General features: G+C 34.6%; 16 protein-coding genes. 6 read left to right on the top strand and 10 right to left on the bottom strand.

What is annotated here, in order from left to right:
• From ABIN61_05655 to ABIN61_05640, 4 genes are all read right to left on the bottom strand, one after another.
• The coding region (locus ABIN61_05655; protein MEO0293689.1) for a hypothetical protein at positions 1 to 192 on the bottom strand (192 nt) is incomplete at its 3' end.
• A gap of 22 nt (positions 193 to 214) precedes the next feature.
• Complete coding sequence (locus ABIN61_05650; GenBank protein ID MEO0293688.1) at positions 215 to 469, bottom strand: hypothetical protein; 255 nt, start codon at positions 467 to 469, stop codon at positions 215 to 217.
• A gap of 70 nt (positions 470 to 539) precedes the next feature.
• Positions 540 to 2,021, bottom strand: a complete 1,482-nt coding sequence (locus ABIN61_05645) for a hypothetical protein (protein ID MEO0293687.1) — start codon at positions 2,019 to 2,021, stop codon at positions 540 to 542.
• 53 nt (positions 2,022 to 2,074) lie between these two features.
• Positions 2,075 to 2,632 carry a hypothetical protein gene (locus ABIN61_05640; GenBank protein ID MEO0293686.1) on the bottom strand — a complete coding sequence of 186 codons (558 nt, stop codon included), beginning with the start codon at positions 2,630 to 2,632 and terminating at the stop codon, positions 2,075 to 2,077.
• A 126-nt stretch (positions 2,633 to 2,758) separates the two neighbouring features.
• Here ABIN61_05640 and ABIN61_05635 point away from each other — a divergent pair, with 126 nt between their 5' ends.
• Entirely contained in the window at positions 2,759 to 3,247 is a 489-nt protein-coding gene (locus ABIN61_05635) for a ferritin-like domain-containing protein (GenBank protein ID MEO0293685.1), read from the top strand.
• A 54-nt stretch (positions 3,248 to 3,301) separates the two neighbouring features.
• Here ABIN61_05635 and ABIN61_05630 read toward each other — a convergent pair whose 3' ends face one another.
• Genes ABIN61_05630 through ABIN61_05605 form a run of 6 tightly spaced genes read right to left on the bottom strand, consistent with a single transcriptional unit; the run spans position 3,302 to position 8,488 of the window.
• Positions 3,302 to 4,120 (bottom strand): HAD-IB family phosphatase, encoded by an 819-nt coding sequence (locus ABIN61_05630; protein MEO0293684.1) that lies wholly within the window; start codon positions 4,118 to 4,120, stop codon positions 3,302 to 3,304.
• 48 nt (positions 4,121 to 4,168) lie between these two features.
• The gene (locus ABIN61_05625; protein ID MEO0293683.1) at positions 4,169 to 5,227 is read right to left on the bottom strand and encodes an ABC transporter permease; all 1,059 of its coding nucleotides are present in this window, start codon (positions 5,225 to 5,227) and stop codon (positions 4,169 to 4,171) included.
• Positions 5,224 to 6,279 (bottom strand): ABC transporter permease, encoded by a 1,056-nt coding sequence (locus tag ABIN61_05620; protein MEO0293682.1) that lies wholly within the window; start codon positions 6,277 to 6,279, stop codon positions 5,224 to 5,226. The genes ABIN61_05625 and ABIN61_05620 overlap by 4 nt, the downstream gene beginning before the upstream one ends.
• A complete protein-coding gene (locus tag ABIN61_05615) occupies positions 6,272 to 7,006 on the bottom strand; it encodes an ABC transporter ATP-binding protein (GenBank protein MEO0293681.1) in 735 nt (244 codons plus the stop codon). Before ABIN61_05615 ends, ABIN61_05620 begins: the two co-directional genes overlap by 8 nt.
• Complete coding sequence (locus ABIN61_05610; protein MEO0293680.1) at positions 6,990 to 7,772, bottom strand: efflux RND transporter periplasmic adaptor subunit; 783 nt, start codon at positions 7,770 to 7,772, stop codon at positions 6,990 to 6,992. The genes ABIN61_05615 and ABIN61_05610 overlap by 17 nt, the downstream gene beginning before the upstream one ends.
• A gap of 26 nt (positions 7,773 to 7,798) precedes the next feature.
• Positions 7,799 to 8,488, bottom strand: a complete 690-nt coding sequence (locus ABIN61_05605) for a biotin--[acetyl-CoA-carboxylase] ligase (protein MEO0293679.1) — start codon at positions 8,486 to 8,488, stop codon at positions 7,799 to 7,801.
• Between the two features lie 346 nt (positions 8,489 to 8,834).
• Between ABIN61_05605 and ABIN61_05600 the strand changes: the two genes are divergently transcribed.
• The 5 genes from ABIN61_05600 (at position 8,835) to galB (ending at position 20,727) form a co-directional block, all read left to right on the top strand.
• Entirely contained in the window at positions 8,835 to 12,053 is a 3,219-nt protein-coding gene (locus ABIN61_05600; protein ID MEO0293678.1) for a TonB-dependent receptor, read from the top strand.
• A gap of 20 nt (positions 12,054 to 12,073) precedes the next feature.
• Positions 12,074 to 14,431 (top strand): hypothetical protein, encoded by a 2,358-nt coding sequence (locus ABIN61_05595; GenBank protein MEO0293677.1) that lies wholly within the window; start codon positions 12,074 to 12,076, stop codon positions 14,429 to 14,431.
• A gap of 10 nt (positions 14,432 to 14,441) precedes the next feature.
• Complete coding sequence (locus ABIN61_05590; protein ID MEO0293676.1) at positions 14,442 to 15,428, top strand: PorV/PorQ family protein; 987 nt, start codon at positions 14,442 to 14,444, stop codon at positions 15,426 to 15,428.
• A 63-nt stretch (positions 15,429 to 15,491) separates the two neighbouring features.
• A complete protein-coding gene (locus tag ABIN61_05585) occupies positions 15,492 to 18,314 on the top strand; it encodes a TIM-barrel domain-containing protein (protein MEO0293675.1) in 2,823 nt (940 codons plus the stop codon).
• Complete coding sequence (galB, locus tag ABIN61_05580; protein MEO0293674.1) at positions 18,301 to 20,727, top strand: beta-galactosidase GalB; 2,427 nt, start codon at positions 18,301 to 18,303, stop codon at positions 20,725 to 20,727. The genes ABIN61_05585 and galB overlap by 14 nt, the downstream gene beginning before the upstream one ends.
• Positions 20,728 to 20,786 lie beyond the last annotated feature (59 nt).

Raw genomic sequence — 20,786 nt, 5'->3', positions numbered from 1 at the left:
AAACTCAGGATTGTTAGGATTAACTGTTATATCAGTAAAGTCCCACTGAATACTAGAATTGTCTAATGTAACAGCAACGATGGATGGCAAAATAAACTCAAAGGTGGCATCCTCAGAAGCAGAACCAATCCCCCACGCCCCAAACACAAAAACAGGCAAAACTAAACCTAAAACATATAAAAGGTTACGCATGTTAAACCTCCTTTTAATTAAGTTAAACAATCCTGAACCACCTACTAACACCCGCTAAATTTTCAAAGAACCATTTATCAAATATACAATTTCTGTTCCAAAAATTAAGATATTGAATCCCAAATAGATAAAATTTTAAACAAATTGCATTTTGCAAGCTCTCTTTTGCAGAATACAAAATTTTTTCATTCGTAAAATTTTTATTACTTATTTTAAAGAAAATATTTCTAAGCGGTTTAAATTCTGTTTTAGAAATTTTTTGGAATTTCTTTAACATTAGACGATTCCTTTGTTTTTAAATTATATTAGATTTGATTAGTTTTGTCAATATTTTAGTTAGGGGGAGCTTAAAATAAAGAAATATATAAAATTACAAAGATTCCCAAGAAAACAAAGAAGAAAGAAGTAGCCAATTTTACAAATTTAACCTTTTTACTCCAAAATTTATTTAAGGCTTCTGATTTCATTCCTCTATATACACTAAGGAAAACAACAACAAGAGGAACAATAAAAGCAACGTTGTAAAATATAAGGTATATCAACGCTCTAACCCTCAATTGGGGAATTCCGGTTACAAAAGCAATGGTGGGCAAATAAATCTGTCCTGTGCAAATGAACTCGCTTAAGGAAACAAAAAAGCCACTAATAACCGAAGCTATAAAAATATTTCTTTTCCCCATTTTTTCTCTAATTACAAAGTGAATCCTTTTTTTAACCCCTCTTGGCAACTGAAGCTTTACTTCACTTATTTCCCCTTTCTTAAGTTTTATGTAATCATAGAAAGAAAGAACGCCAAAGAATATTGCTAAAAGCGCGACACAACTCAAAATTATCTTCCCAATAACATTTGTTAATTTTAGGAGAGTAATAAACTTAATTAAACCAACTCCTATTAAGAAATAAACAATAAAAACCATCGAGCTATAAGTTATCCCTGCAAGAAGGGTTTCCTCTGCTTTTTTACCTAAAGTTGACAAAAAAGCTATTAGAAATATTATCGTTGCAAAAGCACAAGGATTAATACCATCAATAAGCCCCGCCAAAATTATTGTAAAGATCCCTATATTTTTAAATCTTTTTTGAATATTTTCTTCTGCTTTATCTTTTAATTTAAGAACCTCTTCCCAAGGAAGAGTAGTTTCTTTTCCCTTGTATTTTTCTAAAATCTCTTTTAAGCTCATTTTTTTTAAATCCTCTTGAGTAAAATAATCATTCCCAATAAAAAGCATCGGGACTGTTAATCTTTTCGAGGAAGGGACTTTATAAAACTCACAAAAAGCCTCATTCAACTTTTGAGATTCCCTATCGCTCGTTTCATATTCTTTTATATTCAAGTTTGGATAAAGTTTTTGTAAAAAAGGAATTTCATAATTTATCCTTGCACAGACTTTACATTTACTATCATAAAAATAAACAGCTTCTATCTTTCCACAAGAAACTGAACCTTCTTTCCTTATATCTGGAAAACCACAACCCGAATCTTTATACTCTATTATTTTTTCCTCAAGACTTTTTTCTATCTCCTCTAGCCCCCCTAAGATGTACTTTCCTATAACCACAACAGGAATTTCATTATTCTTATCCCCATATTTTTCCTCTATAGAGACAAGATATTCATAGTTAGAAGGATCTCCAATTTCAAAGAACTTAATTTTTAAGTTGTATTTCTTTATGAGTGGAGGCAATATTCTATCTTTCACAAAAGAGCAATGTTCACACTCATGTGAATAGAAAAAATATAAGCCTATGCTATTTTGTATTTTGGCAAGCTCTTTTTCATCTAAATCCGCGAATAATAAAAAAGAAATAAATAAAATATACCTGGCCATTGAAAACAAAATAATTTTCCCTCTTTCTTTGTCAAGAGGATAAAAAGAAACTTTTATTCCCAGCTTATCTCAAACTCACTAAAAGAATCACCTAAAACCAAAGATTTAATTATTTTAATCTGGACGTTTTTGCCTCTCCAAATTTCAATCGCTCTTTCTATCCATCCTAATATCCGATTCTCCACAATTTCATCCATTTCCGGAAATTCTTTTATTCTTACCAATATCTTTTTTTCGCCTTTTTCTTCTGCCTCTACTACACAGGGACGATAATAAGTTGAGAATATCTGAGACGCTCGTTTCACCAAAGCCTGAGGGGTATTAGTTCTTAAAAAACTACTGTAAAACCTCTTTAGCCCATATTCCGCACTGAATCTTCCAACTTCCCGAGCTCCTTTTAAATCTTTATTATAAAACAATTCACACATCTTCCTCGTAGGTTCAACAAAGAATTCTTTGAGTGAATACCAGGAACTAACAAGAATCCTTTTACTGTAAACTTCTTTTGCTTCCTTTGGAAGAGAGTTAAGCCAGAGGTTAAGATTTTTCATTCCAAAATTGGTTTTTATAAATTCATATAAAACTATTATCCCACTCCCCTTTACTTCCATTTCCTTCCTTTCATTTATATTATATATATAAAAAAGAAGTTGTCAATATAAGTTTTTAGAGGCATTTGGGATTGACAAAATGGAATTATTTATCTATATTAAGGAGCTAAAAATAAAGGAGGAAAAATGGGAACAAAAGGAAGAGAAATTGTAAAAGTTGATATAAAAAAACTTATTGATTTGCTCAATAAGGCCCTCGCAGATGAATGGCTTGCTTATTATCAATATTGGATAGGATCAAAAGTTGTTACAGGTCCAATGAGAGGCGCTGTTGTAACCGAATTAGTTGAACACGCAGAAGACGAATTAAAACACGCGGATATGCTTGTTGAAAGAATTATTCAACTTGGAGGAACCCCAATTCTAAAACCAGAAGATTGGTATAAAATGACAAATTGTGGATATGATGCACCCACAGATCCAAAGGTAGGTAAAATTGTAGAACAAAATATAAAAGGAGAACAGTGCGCAATAGAAGCATATCAAAGTCTCTTGAATTTCTTAGGAGATAAAGATCCAGTTACAACTAACATTATAGAATCTATCTTAAAAGACGAAGTTGAACATGAAGAAGACCTTGAAGCGATAAAAGAAGATCTTAAACAAATCAAATAAAAATTATCTTTCCCCAATAAGGGCAGGTCCTCTGCCCTTATTGTTTTTAAAAAATCAATCTTCAAGAACTATCCAATCAGTTTTCACCTTACTCCATTCGGAAATCGTATGACCAATTTCAATAAAAAATTTTTTTATTTGAGCTTCTTTATATCCTAAAATATCCTCCAAAATTGGTGTTAAAATACTCAAAGCACTATCTGAAAGAACGGTTCTTTTAGAAATATGTCCTAAATATGGAGAAGAGGATACAGCTATAGGATAACCTCCATAAGCATTCACATGTAACATAACGTGCAAATCAGAAGAACCATCTCCCACATAAATTATCCTATCTCTCGGAATTTTATTAATCTCTCTTAAGTAGTCTACAATCGCAACTTTTCCGTGACCTGCTCCGGTTCTCTCTATTTCTATAACTTTTCCTTCGGCATCATACACAAAAGTAGTCCCAAAGATGTGTTCAGGGGGAAGAATTTCTCTTAAAGCAGTTATTATGATTTCAGCCGGACAAGCAGAAACAACATAACAGATAAATCTATTATCATCAATTCCGTTATTTAAAATCTCCATTAACTCAGCTACATTCTTTTTAAGTCTTACTTCTCTCCCAACTTCTTCAAAGAGATTTTTTGTAACTTTCCCTTTGTAATCAGGATCTGTTGTAATAAGCTGAGCAAGTTCTCCACCTAATTGGACAATATTTCTTTCCCTCATCTCTATGAGTTTTTTCTCAAATTTCTCTTCGTCAATCCCAATCTTTTCACTTAAAATGACCCCAGAGTCATCAAAACTTAAGGTCTTATCAAAATCACAAACGAACAAATACCTCTTCTGTTTTCTCTTTAGTTTATGAGTTCTTAATTTATCCATTCCTTTAAAAATAATTCCCGGAGAAAAAAACGCAAGTTCTTACAAATTTTAAGAAAGTTTTTTCTTAAAAGTTCTTATACTCAAAAACAAAAATGAAAAACCAAATAGAAATAGAATAATGACCTCTTTCAACAAAATTCTTAAACCAGCTCCTTTTAGAAAGATACTCCTAAGTATCGTTAAGTAATACCTAACAGGAATTAAGTAAGTCAATTTCTGCATTAACAATGGCATATTATCTATAGGGAACATAAATCCACTCAATATAAGGTTTGGGAGCATTATCATAAAGGTTGTCATAATAGCCTGTTGCTGAGTCTTAGAAGTTATAGATACAAGAATCCCTATGGAAAGCATAGTAAGGATAAAAGGAAATGTGGCAAAGATTAAAAAGCTAACGCTTCCCTTAAAAGGCACTTTAAAAATAAATACTCCTACCGAAACCACAAGAAAAAGATCTAAAAAACCTATGATCATAAAAGGTAAGAGTTTTCCAAGAATTACCTCCCCAGAAGAAACAGGTGTTACAAAGATATGCTCAATGGTTCCTCTTTCTTTCTCTTTAACAAGAATCCCTGAAGAGAGCACCATTGTAATTATCATTAAAACAAGTGCAGTGACCCCTGGGACCATAAAATTAACTGTCTTTAGATTTGGATTAAAAAGCACTTTTCCTTGTGGAACAATTAATCCCAGAGAAAAGAGCTCCTTTTTTCCAAAAACTTTTTCAAAATATCCTTCAATTAGGGCAGCAGTGTTACTATCAGAACCATCAATCACAATATTTATTTCCCCCTTTCTCAATATAACTCCTGCTTTTGTTCTTCCACATAAAATTGATTTTTCAAATTCTTTTATAGAAGAAACATTTTCTTTTATTATAAAATAACCACTTGATATAAGAGAAAGTATAGCTTCTTCAGAGCTCCTATCATTTCCTTCTTTTAAAAGAACAATAGGAACTTCTTTTATATCAAGACTCACTGCATATCCAAAGAGAAAAAGTTGAATTATTGGAGCAAGAATTACAATCGGGAATAGGCTTTTATCTCTTTTTATTTGACAAAATTCTTTTTTTACCACGGCGAAGAGACGTCTCTTCTTCAATTTACTTTTCTCCTTACTCCTCTTATTGTAAATATAAAATAAAAAATCCCAAGAGAAAAAAGAGCTATAGATTCATTTGGAAAGAAATTAATCCCTTTAAGGAAAATACCTCTTACAATTTTTAAAAAATGGGTTGCCGGAATAAAAAAGGTTATTGGTTGTAGCCACTTTGGCATATTTTCTATTGGAAAAATAAACCCTGAAAGAATAATTGAGGGAAGCATCGTGTAGAGATAAGATGCAAGAAGTGCTGTTAGTTCAGTCTTTGCATAAGATGAAATCATTGCCCCAATAGAAAGAGTGGGAAACAGAAAAATAAGAGAATAAAAAGCAAGAGCTAAAAGACTTCCTCTAAAAGGAATCCTAAATATAACAAAAGAAAATCCTGTAACAATAAACACATTAATAAAAGCAATAAATCCATAAGGTATTATCTTCCCAAATATTATAGTATTAGATTTTAAAGGAGTTGAACTTAACATCTCGAAGCTTCCTCTTTCTTTCTCTCCAACAATAGACCGAGTCATAATTACAACGCTTAATAATGTCATAAGAACAACCATAAGACCAGGAATAATAAAATTCCTGCTCTTAAGCTCGGGATTATAAAGAAAACGAATATTTATTTCTGATTTCATAAAAAACCGTTGTATTGTATCCTGGATTTTTTTACCCAAATTCCCATCACTACTATCTATTAAAACTTGGACTTCTCCAAAACCTTTCGAAATTCTATCTTTAGAAAAATTAGGAGGGAAAATAAATCCACATTTAATTCTTCCTCCTTTTAAGGCTTCATATAACTTCTCCGGAGAATCAAAGTTAATAATTTTAAAATAAAGAGATGCAGAAAGCGAAAAAATAAGATCACAAATGAAAGGTGATCTATCAAAACACACAACCCCTGTAGGAATCCCCTTAAGATCAAAGGAAATCGCATACCCATATAAAATTATCATAGATAAAGGTAGAACAAAAACAATTATCATTGACCGCTTATCTCTTTTTAAATGAATCATTTCTTTCCAAATTATCATCCAAATCTTACGCATTTTTCACAAGCCTTACAAATGTCTCTTCAAGGGATTCTTTTCCTCCTCTTGTAAGTTCCTTAGGCGTCCCATAAGCAACCAGTTTACCAAGATGCATAAAGCCAAGAGAATCACACTTATAAGCTTCGTCTAAAAGATGGGTTGAAACTATCAAGGTTTTTCCCTTATCCGCAAGTTTTCTCAATGTATCCCAAAACTCTTTTCGGGTAATAGGATCAACTCCCACTGTTGGCTCATCAAGGATAAGAAGCTCAGGATTATGAACAAGAGCACACACAAGAGCTAATCTTTGCTTTAACCCCTCTGAAAGATAATAAGAAATTGTGTTCTCTCTTCCTTTAAGTCCAGCAAGCTCTATCATCTCCTCTATTATCTCCTTGGCTTTTTCTCCAAAAATATCATATATGTTGGCATAAAAATAAAGATTTTCGTACACCGTAAGATCTTGATAAAGACTAAATCGTTGGGAAACGTATCCAATACGTGGCTTCAAGAGTTCTGTTTCTTTCAAAATATCAAAACCACAAACTTTAGCTGTTCCAGAAGAAGGCTCAAGAATCCCACAAAGCATCCTAATTGTAGTTGTTTTCCCTGCACCATTTGGACCAAGAAAACCGAAAATTTCTCCTCTTCTAACAGAAAAATTAAGCTTATCTACGGCTTTTATTTTCCCAAAATTTCTTGAAAGATCAAATGTTTGAACAACAAAATCAATAGAAGAAAGCATCTCCGTATATTCCGCTTTTTATTTTTCCTTCTGGATTTTCTACAGTGATTTTCACTCGATAAACAAGCAAAGTCCTATCTTCCTTTGTTTGAATATTTTTTGGTGTGAATTCAGCTTTTTCTGAAATAAAAGAAACTTTCCCCTTAAAAATATCCTCTGGGAATGCATCCACTTTAATTTTAACTTCATCTCCAATAGAAACTTTGGGTAAGTCCTCTTCAGTAACATATATATTGAGATAAATCAAAGAAGGATCCTGCACTTCAAAAATAGGAGTTCCAGGAATTACTACTTCTCCAACCTTCAAATATTTTGAGCTAATATATCCATCTACTGGAGAAATTATAAAAAATTTTTTCAAATTTTCTTTTTGCGCCTCTAGAGAAGCAATTGTCCCTTTAAGTTCAGTAGCTACAAGATCCCTACTCCTTTTAACCCTCTCAAATTCTATTTCTGAAATTGCAGAATTTCTAAAAAGCTTTTCCGCCTTTCTTAAATCTTCGTTTAAGTTCTCAAGTTGAATTTTAAGACCCTTAACTTTATATTCCATAGATTCTATGATAAACTTTATTTCTCTATTATCTATTAGAGCGATTGTATCTCCCTTTTCTACTTTATCTCCTTCTTCAAAATAAATAGACAAAATTTTCCCTCCAACTTCTGATCTCAACAAATAATTCTCAGCAGTAAAAACCCCTGAGTAAATTTTGGTTTTATTGTTTTCGCAAAAGAGAATTAAGAAAAAGAAAATCAATAACTTCTTCATTTTATTTAAAGCCAGATTCCAAAAACTCAATCTAAATAAAAAATGCTTCCAGAATAAAAAACTTTCTCGGTTTCCTCACTTTTTATCCTTATTCCCCCATCCTTCTGAACCTTCACAACTATCCCTACAAAAGTCTCCTGCCCATCTTTGATTTTCACCATTCTTCCAATATCTTCACTAAGATCCACATATCTTTTATAAACCTCTTCAAAATTATTTCTAAATTTTGCTATACTTATTACTATATTCTTCGCAATCTCTTTTGTATCAAGATCTCTATGCAACAATTCCTTCATTGTTATCACAACATCTTTAAGAGGAATGGGAAAATCCGAACTGCTTAGATTAATATTTAGGCCAATCCCTATTATGAATTTATCTTTTATTTTTTCTGTAAGAATTCCCCCCAATTTTCTACCCTTCAAAATAATATCATTAGGCCATTTCACTTTTGGATTTACCCCTAACTTACTCAAAATTTCACAAACACTAACAGCACAAAGTTGAGAAAGAGCCCCAATTCCTCCATTAAAATTAGTAAGAATCACAGAAAACCACAATCCCCCTTTTGGAGAAAACCAACTCTTTCCATTTCTCCCTTTCCCTTGAGTTTGCACCTCTGCAATTACACTATCCAAATCTTCCAATTTAGAAAGATTCCTTTTCGCCCACTCATTTGTAGAATCAACTTCTTCCAATTTTATAATTCTTGGCATATTATATTATATTAATTACTCCCTCTTTTGCAACCTTAAATAACAAAAATTAAAACTAAGCCTTATCCTTAATAAAAATTAGCTATCGACTCCTCCAAAATTTTACCCTTGACAAAGAAGTTCTTGTAATATATAAATAAGATAAAAGAGTAATATTTAATAAGGATAAGGAGGAAAAATTAAAAAGGATGATTTTTCTATTATTTTAAAAAAGAATTTAAAGGGCCTAATAAAATTTAGCGTTTATAACCTCAATATCTTAAAGAAATTCATCAAACATTCTATCCAAACCTTACTTCTTTGTTTTTCTATTCCCCCATTTATAAATCTTAAAAAGGAGGGCCAAATGAAGAGAAGTGTTTTTATTTCTAGATGGGTTGGAGTTGTAGGACTTGTCTTTTTGTTCTTATTTCTTTCCCCACAAGCACAAGCAGGAATTACGGGAAAGATTATTGGGGTTGTAATAGATGCGGAAAAAGGCGTTCCTCTAATAGGAGCTCATGTAATAATTGAAGGAACTAGTATGGGTGCTGCGAGTGACGAAAATGGTTTTTTCTTCATTATGAATGTTCCACCTGGCATTTACAGTATTCAAGCACGTATGATGGGCTACGAAAGTGTGACAAAAACAAGGATTGAAGTAACTGCAGACCATACAACTCAAATCAAATTTGAACTTAAACCTACCGTTCTTCCCTCAGAGGGGATCACCGTAAGAGCCGAAGCAGAAGTGATAAAAATGGACATTTCTTCTAGCACGATCAGTGCAAAAAGAGAAGAAATAGAAGCGGTTCCATTGGTAACAGATATAAGCGAGTATATAAATCTGCAATCTGGAGTAGAGAACTGGAAAGTTAGGGGAGGAGGAATGGACCAAACTGCATTCATGGTAGATGGTCTTATGCTTGTGGATAACCGCTCTAATTCTATGCTGATGACTCCCAATATTTCTACTATTAAAGAACTAAATATTTTAAAAGGGGGATTCAATGCTGAATACGGGAATGTCCGTTCGGGGGTTATTAATATTGTAACTAAAGAGCCTTCTTTTGAAAAATATGAAGGAACCTTCAATTTTAGATATGCCCCACCACAAATGAAACATAGAGGACCTTCTGTATTCAATCCTAAAAACGTTTTACTTAGACCTTATCTGGATACCACCACTCTTCCTAAAAGTGGGAAAAACGTCGCATTCCATGGATATAAAGCTTGGCTTGAGGAATATGGACAAAAAGCTGGGCAAGATACGATTTACAAATATCTTAGGAGCAAATGGGAAGGATGGAATACTTATGGACCTGCACATGGCATGACTCCACAACAGGCTTATGAAGAATTTATGTGGACTCATTGTGTAGAAGGAACCTCAGATTTAATCCCAGAGGATTATCATGGGCATCCGAGAGATAGAACTTACGGAGACGAACCTGACTGGAATGTAGATGGCTCCTTTGGAGGACCTTTGCCAATTATAGGGAAACATTTAGGCAATCTTACTTTTCTTGCTTCTTACCGAACTGATTACCAACAATTTGGACTTCCTGTGAATCAAGGCCAAGAATTTTATCATGAGTGGAACGCTAGTTTAAAAATTACATCTTTTTTAACTAAAAATATGAAACTTTCATTAGAAGGAATGAAAGAAGTAATTTATACTTTAGGTGCTTATGCAACTGGAGAAAAAGCAGGAGGAAGCGTTGGGATTTTAGGAGGCGGTTCTTATGGTAAAGGAGATCCTGGGGGCTTTTTTATGAGCGGTAAAGATGTGTTCAATAAAGAAAGTTCAGAATATGTAGATGGAGAATGGGGACTTAGCACTATTTATTACCCCTGTGCCTTTTCTCCTGCTGTTATTGATAAAGATATGCAAGGAATTTCTATCGACCATTCTCTAAACCAAAGCACTTTTTATACCTTGAGATTCACTCGAATTATTTCCGAAAACAAGTGTAATGGCGTTTTTGGTGTAGACACAAATCAAAGTTGGTTTGAAAGGCTTATGGATCCTGGAGTAGAACCTCTTCCTAAAAGAGATACTCTTACTAAATACACTCTTCCAAGTGGGGTCGAAGTAACAGAATCTCCTTTTGGTTACACTTATAAAGAACTAAAATCAGCTGACAACGCAGTTATGGGTGGAAATGGAGCTTGTGCAATTGACCTTTCTAACGTTGTAACTTATAATTTAAAGTTTGATATTACAAGTCAATTAAACAAATATAATGAAATAAAAGCCGGTTTTGTTTTTAACTATGATGATATGTATACTTATGCAGAAAAGAACTTTCCTGGATATGGAGGTGGCGAACGTTGGGTTATTGAGTGGGATCATCAACCAATAAGAGGAGGAGCTTACATTCAAGACAAGCTTGAATTTGAAGGATTCATTGCAAATATTGGTCTTAGAATGGATTACAATAATCCTAATTGCAAGTGGCCATTTAAGGAACGCTTCCCACAAATCTTTACAGCTCAACTTAAAGATACATTAAGATCAAGCAATCCTCCTCCTGAAGTAATGACACCAGTCCAGGCTCAAATGCAATGGAGTCCAAGAATTGGAATCTCACATCCAATTTCAGAGAATGCGAAATTGTATTTTAACTATGGTCATTTCTATTCAATGGCTTCTTCCAAAGATATGTATTTAATGCATTTTGGGAAACCAGGAGATCCTATGGCGGCGTTGGGGAATCCTTCTGCTAGTATGCCGAGAACCATTGCTTACGAATTAGGCGCCGATTTTAATATAATTGGAATGTTCTGGGCTCACCTTGCAGGGTATTACAAAGATGTAGATAGACAGACTGCTTGGGTTAGATACGAAAGTTACTATGGAGATATAAATTATGCAACTGTAGAGAACACAAATTATGAGGATATTAGAGGCTTTGAGTTCAGATTTGAGAAACGTTTTGGAAATATAAAAGGTTGGATAAATTACGACTATATGGTAAAAACTTGGGGAACTGTTGGAAGAGAAGTTTATTATGAAGACCCAATAAAAAATCAAAAGGAAGGCCTTCGAGATCCAATAGAAGCTGTTTCTAGACCTCAGCCAAGAATGAATGCTTTCATCCAATTTTCTTCTCCTAAGGAATGGGGGATTATCTTTGGAAGCTTTGATCTTTCTTTCCTTTATGAATGGAAAGCTGGTTTTTGGGAAACATGGGATCCTTTAAGAACCGGATTACCAAGATTCCAATATAATCTACAATGGCAACCCTGGAGAACATTAAATGCCAAACTTGCTAAGAGTATTTCTTTTGCGAGTTTAAATATAAGTATATTTGCAGAAGTGGAGAATCTCCTCGATTGGAGATACCTAGATCCTAACGGTTTCAAAGGGGGAAAAGATGATAAAGGAGACTACTTAAGATCTCTAAAATTAAAGATTTATGAAGATCCAGTTTTTGAAGGCAAAGAAGAATATGAGCCTGGTAACGATAAGGTTGGAGACCTTTGCAGCGAAAAGAAACCCTATATTAATGATCCAAATGTAACTTTCTTAGCATTTCATGATCCAAGAAGGATTTCTTTCGGGCTTAAGATGGATTTTTAAATAAAAAGGAGGCGATTACAATGAAAAAGTTTCTAAATATATTGCTTCTTATCTCTGTAATGACTATTTATCCCTTACCTTCTTATCCTGATATTAGAAGGGATATCAAAGTAAATAACGTTTGGATGAAGGTTGTTGCCTCTGGGAGACAGACAGAGGCAACAAACAGAATGTCTGTGGCATATGCAAAAGTGGATGAAGACTTTTGGGAAATTGTTCACTGTTTTGCTCTTGTTTTGGGAGTCGTAAACTGGCAAGGTCCGGATTCCCTTGTTGCCGATCCAGAAGGAAGAAGAATCCGCCTTGCTGGTGCTCCTTTTGGAGAATATGAAAAAATCGAAGCTTTAGGTAAAATGTTTCCCCGAGTAAAAGAAGGAACAATGATTAGGAGATATTATAGATATAAGATTCCTGAAGTAGTAGTAGATGGGATCCACCTTGAACCTCCTAAAATGTCAGGAGATGAGATTAATCCTGACTATATTAAAAATTTCTCCGGAAATAATAATTGCACAGCTGATTTAATTGTCGAATCTTCCATTGGAACATGGCTAGGCTTGGACATTCGTGCAAGATACCTGGTATGGACAGGAAAAAATCATGACGATTACATTATTTACGATTGGGTCTTTGTAAATACAGGAAATATTAACGAAGATCCAGAAATAGAGCTTCCCGGGCAAACCCTTGATTCTCTTTATATAATGAGACAAGCACAGTTTATGCCTGTAGAGGTTAGTTGGGGTTCAAATAGTTGGACTGATTGGTGGGGAGTAACTCCAGAGCAACTTGATTCAATGCCCCTACGGGCTCAGTTTTGGTATCCAATACCCACACCTGGTGGGGTCATGAGAGGAACCTGGGCCTTAGGATTTTCCTTAGCTCAATGTTTCGGCGAATACGACCGAGGTTATATTGACGAATCGGCAAACATCTGTGTTGCAACAATATTCGCTCCTAAGACCAAAGATGGTCTTCATCCCGTAGAAGAACAGTTCCCCAATAATCCAGCTTCTGACGATTCAACCCAACCAAGAAGTAATTCTAACTGTTTTTGTAATGATTATGCCTTCAAATATCATTCGGGAGAAAGACCAAAAAGCGAATGGATAACGGTTTATAATGTAATGAAATACGGACAGACAGTAAATCCTGATCCTTTATATGATAATGATGTTTATCTTATGCAGGACATTCCTCCTTCTGATCCAATGCATTATTGGATAGGAGAACCTTTCCCCAATACTTATCATAACGTCCCATCTATTGATTTGCCAGGTTCTCATCCAACTGAAATATCTTGGTATCAAGTCTGGCATGCTCCAGCTCAAGCAAGTTTTGGTCCTTATCGTCTTGAACTTGGAGATTCACTCCGGCTGGTTCAGGTCCTCTCCTTAGGTGGTCTTGATGCTCGGACAAGTTATGAGATAGGACAAAAGTGGCTTGCAGGAACCCTTCGTTATGATGGACCGAGGAAGTGTCCCCATAAGTGGTATGAGTATCCTGAAATCTGGCATGGTAGTCCAGTTAATGACTCGGCAACCTTAGCAAAAGATGAATGGATTTTTTCCGTTTTAGATTCTGTAAAGCATAATGCCCTCCGAGCTCAATGGAACTTTGATAATGGCTACTCTGCTCCTGTCCCTCCTCCACCACCTGAATTCTTCTATGTTAATTCAAGACCAGAGTATATAGAACTTTCTTGGGGTTCTCAATCTGAAGAAGCTCCAGACTTTACTGGGTATAGGATATATAGAGCCTTAGGAAACCCAGGACCTACTTACTCAAATGCTGGTTTTATAGGAGAATGGAAGCTTATCTATCAGTGTGGAGGTAAAGATCCAGGTGGAGAGGTTATATATAGCCCCATAATAGAACATTCATTTAAAGATTCAACCGCCTTAAAGGGTCAGAATTATTACTACTATATTACAGCTTTTGATAAAGGAGGAGAGTCAGATTTTGGAGAACTTACAGAATCCTTAGAAAGTAGTAAATGGTTAACCAGAACCACATTTTCAACAACACTTTGCCCTCCAGCAGCAGAAAACCTTGATAGTGTTCTTGTTGTCCCAAATCCATACAGTATGAGGGCTGGAGATTTAGGACTTCAATACTCAGGGGAAGAAGGGAAATACAAACTAATGTTTCTAAACTTACCTCCAGTTTGCACTATTAGGATATATAATGAGACAGGTGACCTAATTAAAACTATTGAGCATACGAATGGTTCTGGTGGAGAAGCTTGGTCAGATCCCACCCATCAGACCTTTTTAACAACAGACTCCGGACAGATGGTTGTAAGTGGTCTTTACATTGCTCATATAACAACGCCTCAAGGCCAAAGTAAAAATGTAAAGTTTGTAATAGTCAGATAGGGAGGGAAAGATGAGAAAGTTTATGAAATTTTTAATAATATTAATTCTAATAATACCCAATAAGGTTCTTGCAATTAAAAAGTTAGCTCAGACAGGCTTTAAGTTTCTTGACGTTTGTGTTGGAGCAAGACCTGGTGCAATGGGGGAAGCTTATACTGTTATTTCCGATGACGCTAATGCAATTTTCCATAACCCTGCGGGAATGGCACAAATGGAAAACCGAAATTTTGACTTTATAATTTCAAGAACCGCATGGTTTGCTAATATAGCCTATAATGCAATTGGTATAGCTATAAATGGCAGAAATTGGGGAAATTTCGGTTTTAGTCTTATCCCTTCTCCAGACTACGGAGAAATTATTGGAACTATTGTTTCGGAAACAAACGAAAAAGGATATGAAGTAACCGGCCCCCTGGAAGTAAGCACCTTTTCTTTCGGTTTGGCGTATGCCCGGAAATTTACAGATAAATTTATGATAGGTGGGCATATTAAATATGCGTATCAACACCTTGGCTCCACCCGAATGCTAAACAAAGAAACAGACTCAATATTCATCCAAGAAAATGAAACGTATACAATGGCTTATGACCTCGGCACAATCTTTTATCCTGGATTTAAAAGTTTTAGATTTGGAATGTCTGTCCGAAATTTTTCTCCATCAGTTAAATATGAAGTTTATGATTTCCAACTCCCGCTCACATTTAAGATAGCTATTGGTATGGACTTACTCGACCTATTTGGAGAGCACCCTGGTAGATCATTTCTTTTAGCTATTGATGCTGTTCATTCAAGAGATTATTCTGAAAGAATACAGATTGGAGGAGAATATTCTATAGGAATTCTAAAGCTAAGAGCAGGTTATAAATTTAATTATGACGAAGAAAAAGTTTGTCTTGGTTTCGGGATAAATACGGGTAATATTAAACTTGACTTTTCATATAGTGAATTTAGATACTTAAACTCTGCGGAAAGGGTAACGCTTGGGCTTTCATTTTAAATTTGAAATAAGAAATGTTTTATATAAGCGAGATTTAGAATAGGAAATTCTTGGAAATAAAAAGTGTTTAGTATTTTTCTACTTATAATTTGTGGATTAAATTGGGAATATAAAAAAATACCTGATGGGCTCATTCTCAAACTTAAAAAAGAAAAACCTACGGAACCAAGAATGTTGAAAATAGAGGTGTGTTCAGAAAATATTATCCATATTACAGCAACACAAGAAAAGAGTTTCTCAATCAGACCAAGTTTAATGGTTGAGAAAACAAATTGGGAACCCATAGGATGGTCCTTAAAAGAAAAAGAGAATGAATTTATTCTTTCTACTTCTAAGGTTATAATTAAAGCTCAAAAAGAAAAAGGGAATATTGCTTTTTATGATCCAAATGGCCATTTAATTCTCGAAGAAAGAAAAGAAGGTAAAATAATTACACCAACTTATGTTATGGGAGAAAAAACTTATCACATCCAACAAATTTTTAACTCTTCTCCTCTTGAAGGATTTTACGGATTAGGGCAACATCAAAATGGAATTATGAATTATAAAGGTTATGATGTGGACCTCTGGCAACATAATATCATTGTGGCTATTCCGTTCATAGTTTCTAATAAAAATTACGGGATCTTATGGGATAACAATTCGAGAACCAAATTTGGAGACATAAGGGACTTCGAATCACTCTCTTCACTAAAATTATTTGATAAAGAAGGTAAAGAAGGTGGGCTCAGTGTGGAGTTCTTTAATACAAAAGACTTCCAACAATTGGTCGCATCAAGGATTGAGAAAAGAATAGAATATGAATTCATTGATCTTCGCGATACATTTCCAAAGAATTTCAATTTAAACGAAGGGAGTGTTCGCTTTAGTGGAGAGATCGAACCTCAATACTCAGGAATCCATAAATTCAGACTCTACTGTTCGGGGTATACAAAAATGTGGTTGAATGATACTCTATTAGTTGATTCATGGCGACAAAATTGGCTCCCCTGGATACATATAATTAGGTTCTCAATGGAAAAAGGAAAACGTTATAAAATAAAAATAGAGTGGATACCAAATGGAGGTTTTATTGGTTTGAAATATCTTAGCCCAGAAGAGGAAGATGATAAAAACACCTGGTCTATTTACTCAGAGGTTGGGGACCAGATTGACTATTACTTCATCTATGGAGAAAACTTAGACGAAGTTATTCAGGGTTATCGGAAAATTACAGGAAAAGCCCCAATGATGCCCAAATGGGCTATGGGTTTATGGCAATCCCGAGAACGTTACAAAACTCAAGAGGAGTTACTCTCAGTTGTTAGAGAATTTCGAAGGCGAAGAATACCTCTTGATAACATTGTCCAAGATTGGTTCTATTGGGAGGAAGACAAATGGGGTTCCCACGATTTTGATTCTACAAGATATCCAGACCCTCAAGGTATGGTTTGGGAACTTCACAATCTTCTCCACGCTCAAATTATGATATCAGTATGGCCAAAATTTTATGTAGGAACAGAACATTATGAAGAATTCAAGAGAAAAGGATGGCTTTATCTTCGAAATATTGAAAAAGAGCAAAAAGATTGGGTTGGGGCAGGATATCTATCAACATTTTATGATCCTTATAGCGAAGAAGCTCGGGACCTATTCTGGAAACAAATCAATGAGCACTTATTCTCTAAAGGTTTTGATGCTTGGTGGCTAGACGCTACCGAACCTGACATTCAATCAAACCTATCAATGGAAGAAACTTGTCTTAGGATGCACCCCACAGCATTAGGGAGTTGTGCAAGATATAGAAATACATATTCTTTAATGGCTTGTAAAGGAGTTTATGAAGGGCAAAGAAAAACCAAACCAAATCAGAGAGTTTTTATCTTGACTCGTTCAGCTTTCGCTGGACAACAACGCTACTCAGCAGCCACATGGAGTGGAGATGTTGCTGCAAGATGGGAAGATCTTCGAGCCCAAATTCCTGCAGGGTTAAATTTTTGTCTCTCAGGTATCCCATACTGGACAACTGATATAGGAGGATTTGCCGTTGAACCTCGTTACGAGAATGCAAAAGGAGAGACTCTTGAGGAATGGCGAGAGTTAATGACAAGATGGTTCCAATTTGGTACATTTTGCCCTTTATTCCGAGTACATGGACAATTCCCTTATAGAGAAATTTTTAACGTAGCTCCTGATACTCATCCAGCATATAAATCAATGTTATATTACGATAAATTACGTTATAGATTAATGCCCTATATCTATTCCTTGGTTGGAATGGTTACCCAAAAAGATTACACAATAATGCGGGCTCTGGTTATGGATTTTTCCTATGATGAGAAGGTATTAAATATCGGAGACCAATTTATGTTTGGACCTGCTCTTTTAATAAATCCTGTAACTGAGTATAAAGCAAGAACCCGTAAGGTTTATCTACCAAAAGAAACTGGTTGGTATGAGCTAAAAAACGGTAAATATTTTAAAGGCGGAGAAACAATTCTGGCTTCTGCACCTTACTCAGAGATACCAATTTTCGTAAAGGAAGGTTCAATCATTCCATTCGGTCCAGAAATCCAGTACTCAACTGAAAAACCTGCAGAACCTCTAATTTTATATGTTTACACAGGAAAAGATGCAAAATTTGATCTATATGAAGATGAAAATGTAAATTATAATTATGAAAAAGATATTTTTTCTATAATACCTTTCATTTACGAAGAGAAGGCAAAAACATTAACAATAGGAGAAAGAAAAGGAGAATTTCCAGGGATGCTAAAAGAAAGGACAATCAATATCATATGGGTTTCCAAGAAAAAAGAAGTAGGGTTGGATTTCAAGCGAAGACCAGATAAAACGATAAAATATAATGGTAAATCAGTATCTATAAAAATGAATGAAGAAAATTAGATCTTATCTTAGAGTTATAATCTACACCCTAATATTATCATCTCTTTGCAATAGCACACCTTTTAAAATTCGAAGAATCGAAAACTTTTGTAAAGACTGGAAATTCTATTTGGGTGAAATAGAAGGTGCAGAAAAAACTGATTTTGATGATTCTAATTGGCGAGTTCTTGACCTACCTCATGATTGGAGCATTGAAGGAGTCTTTAGCAAAGACCATCCAACTACTCCAGCTGGAGGAGCTTTACCAGGTGGAATTGGATGGTATAGAAAAAGATTCGTTATTTCCGAAAAGGAAAAAGATAAATTGATCTTTATTGATTTTTTGGGTATCTATCAAAATAGTGAAGTTTGGATAAATGGGCATTATCTTGGTAAAAGGCCCTATGGTTATATCTCTTTTAGATATGAACTTACCCCTTATCTTAACCTTGGGGGAGAAAATGTAATTGCAGTAAGAGTGAATAATTCTCAACAACCCAACTCAAGATGGTATTCCGGTTCGGGAATTTATAGAAATGTATGGTTGGTGTATACAAATAAAATTTTTGTAGACAATTGGGGGACATTTATAACAACACCAAAAATAACAAAAAATATAGCGGAAATAAATATTAAGACAGATATAAGAAAAAGAATAGAAGGACCTCAAGAAATAACCTTAAAAACACTCATTTATGACGAAAAAGGTAGAAGAATTGCCAACACTTCTTCTCTAATAATTTTAAAAGATTCTATTACCTCTACCACTCAGAAAATCAAGATAAAAAATCCAATTTTATGGTCAATCGAAAATCCTTATCTTTATAAAGCTATTTCTCAAATCGAGTATGAAAGGAAAATATTTGACGATTATGAAACGAGTTTTGGCATCCGTTATTTTAACTTTGATCCAGAAAAAGGATTTTTTCTTAATGGGAAACACATTAAAATTAAAGGAGTTTGCAATCACCATGATCTTGGATGTTTAGGATCGGCTGTAAATCTCCGAGCTCTAGAGCGTCAGCTTGAAATTTTAAAAGGAATGGGATGTAACGCGATTAGAACCTCCCATAATCCTCCAACACCTGAACTATTGGATTTATGTGATAAAATGGGCTTTATTGTAATGGATGAAGCGTTTGATGTCTGGGAAAAAAAGAAAATGGAATTTGACTACCATTTATATTTTAAAGAATGGCACAAAAAAGATCTTGAAGATATGATTAGACGAGATCGTAACCATCCATCAGTTTTTATCTGGAGTATTGGTAATGAAGTTATGGAACAATGGGATAAAGAAGATAGTGTTGGTTCTATTATCACAAAAGAACTTGTAAAAATTGTAAAAAATGTTGATCCAACACGTCCAGTAACAGCTGCTTGTAATGAGACTCAACCTTCAAATCCTATAATTAAATCAGGGGCTTTAGATTTGATTGGTTATAATTATAGCCACGATAAATTTGTAGATTTTCCTAAAACATATCCTGGAAAAATACTAATCGCTACTGAAACAAATTCATCTTTAGCCACTCGGGGACACTATGATATGCCTTCGGATAGTATAAGAATCTGGCCTCCTCGCTGGGATTTACCGCTGTCAACCGGAAACCCTGATTATACCTGTTCATCATACGACAACTGTAGAACTCCCTGGGGCTCAACCCATGAGGAAACCTGGAAAATAGTAAAAAAATACGATTTTATCTCCGGGATGTTCATTTGGAGCGGTTTTGATTATCTTGGTGAACCTACACCTTATGGCTGGCCAGCACGAAGTTCTTATTTCGGGGTAATAGACCTTGCAGGTTTCCCAAAGGATGCTTACTATTTCTATAAGAGCGAATGGAGCGATGAGCCTGTTTTACACCTCTTGCCCCATTGGAACTGGAAAGAAGAAGATATTATAGATGTTTGGGTTTATACAAATTATGATGAAGTAGAATTATTTTTAAATGGTGAATCCTTAGGGAAAAAACAAAAAAATGAGAATGATTATAAATTAGTGTGGAGGGTAAACTATATTCCAGGCACACTTAAAGCTATTGGCAAGAAAAAAGGAGAAAAGCCTATTGTAAAAGAGGTTAAAACTGCTGGAAAGCCTTCAAAAATTATCCTTGAGCCCGACCGTAAAAAGATTAAAGCAGACGGAAAAGACCTTTCATTCATCATAGTAAAAGTGGTTGATGAAAAAGGAGTCTTAGTGCCATATGCTAGTAATCTAATTAATTTTGAAATTAAAGGGGAAGGATCAATTATAGGGGTTGATAATGGTTCTCAAATAAGCCACGAACCCTTTAAAGCAAATTATATAAAAGCATTCAATGGATTGTGCCTTGTTGTTGTTCAGGCAAAAGATAGACCAGGAAGAGTATCCCTCCTAGCTACTTCCGAAGGATTGAAGCCAGATTCGGTCGAGATATTGGCAAAATAAAAATATAAAAATTAAATATCAAAACGTAAAATTCCAAATCAGAAAAAAATAAAAAAGAG

The sequence above is a fragment of the candidate division WOR-3 bacterium genome (genome assembly GCA_039804165.1).
GTDB lineage: Bacteria > Hydrothermota > UBA3072 > UBA3072 > UBA3072 > JAFGHJ01.
Note: the sequence above shows the minus strand (reverse complement) of the source record. Positions and strands in the feature narration are given on the sequence as shown.

Excerpts from the sequence above, each read along its gene's own strand:
- ABIN61_05650 (MEO0293688.1), bottom strand. The coding sequence starts at position 469 with ATGTTAAAGAAATTCCAAAAAATTTCTAAAACAGAATTTAAACCGCTT.
- ABIN61_05600 (MEO0293678.1), top strand. The coding sequence starts at position 8,835 with ATGAAGAGAAGTGTTTTTATTTCTAGATGGGTTGGAGTTGTAGGACTT.
- ABIN61_05605 (MEO0293679.1), bottom strand. The coding sequence starts at position 8,488 with ATGCCAAGAATTATAAAATTGGAAGAAGTTGATTCTACAAATGAGTGG.
- ABIN61_05635 (MEO0293685.1), top strand. The coding sequence starts at position 2,759 with ATGGGAACAAAAGGAAGAGAAATTGTAAAAGTTGATATAAAAAAACTT.
- ABIN61_05640 (MEO0293686.1), bottom strand. The coding sequence starts at position 2,632 with ATGGAAGTAAAGGGGAGTGGGATAATAGTTTTATATGAATTTATAAAA.
- galB (MEO0293674.1), top strand. The coding sequence starts at position 18,301 with ATGAAGAAAATTAGATCTTATCTTAGAGTTATAATCTACACCCTAATA.
- ABIN61_05645 (MEO0293687.1), bottom strand. The coding sequence starts at position 2,021 with ATGGCCAGGTATATTTTATTTATTTCTTTTTTATTATTCGCGGATTTA.
- ABIN61_05615 (MEO0293681.1), bottom strand. The coding sequence starts at position 7,006 with ATGCTTTCTTCTATTGATTTTGTTGTTCAAACATTTGATCTTTCAAGA.
- ABIN61_05630 (MEO0293684.1), bottom strand. The coding sequence starts at position 4,120 with ATGGATAAATTAAGAACTCATAAACTAAAGAGAAAACAGAAGAGGTAT.
- ABIN61_05620 (MEO0293682.1), bottom strand. The coding sequence starts at position 6,279 with ATGCGTAAGATTTGGATGATAATTTGGAAAGAAATGATTCATTTAAAA.
- ABIN61_05595 (MEO0293677.1), top strand. The coding sequence starts at position 12,074 with ATGAAAAAGTTTCTAAATATATTGCTTCTTATCTCTGTAATGACTATT.
- ABIN61_05590 (MEO0293676.1), top strand. The coding sequence starts at position 14,442 with ATGAGAAAGTTTATGAAATTTTTAATAATATTAATTCTAATAATACCC.
- ABIN61_05610 (MEO0293680.1), bottom strand. The coding sequence starts at position 7,772 with ATGAAGAAGTTATTGATTTTCTTTTTCTTAATTCTCTTTTGCGAAAAC.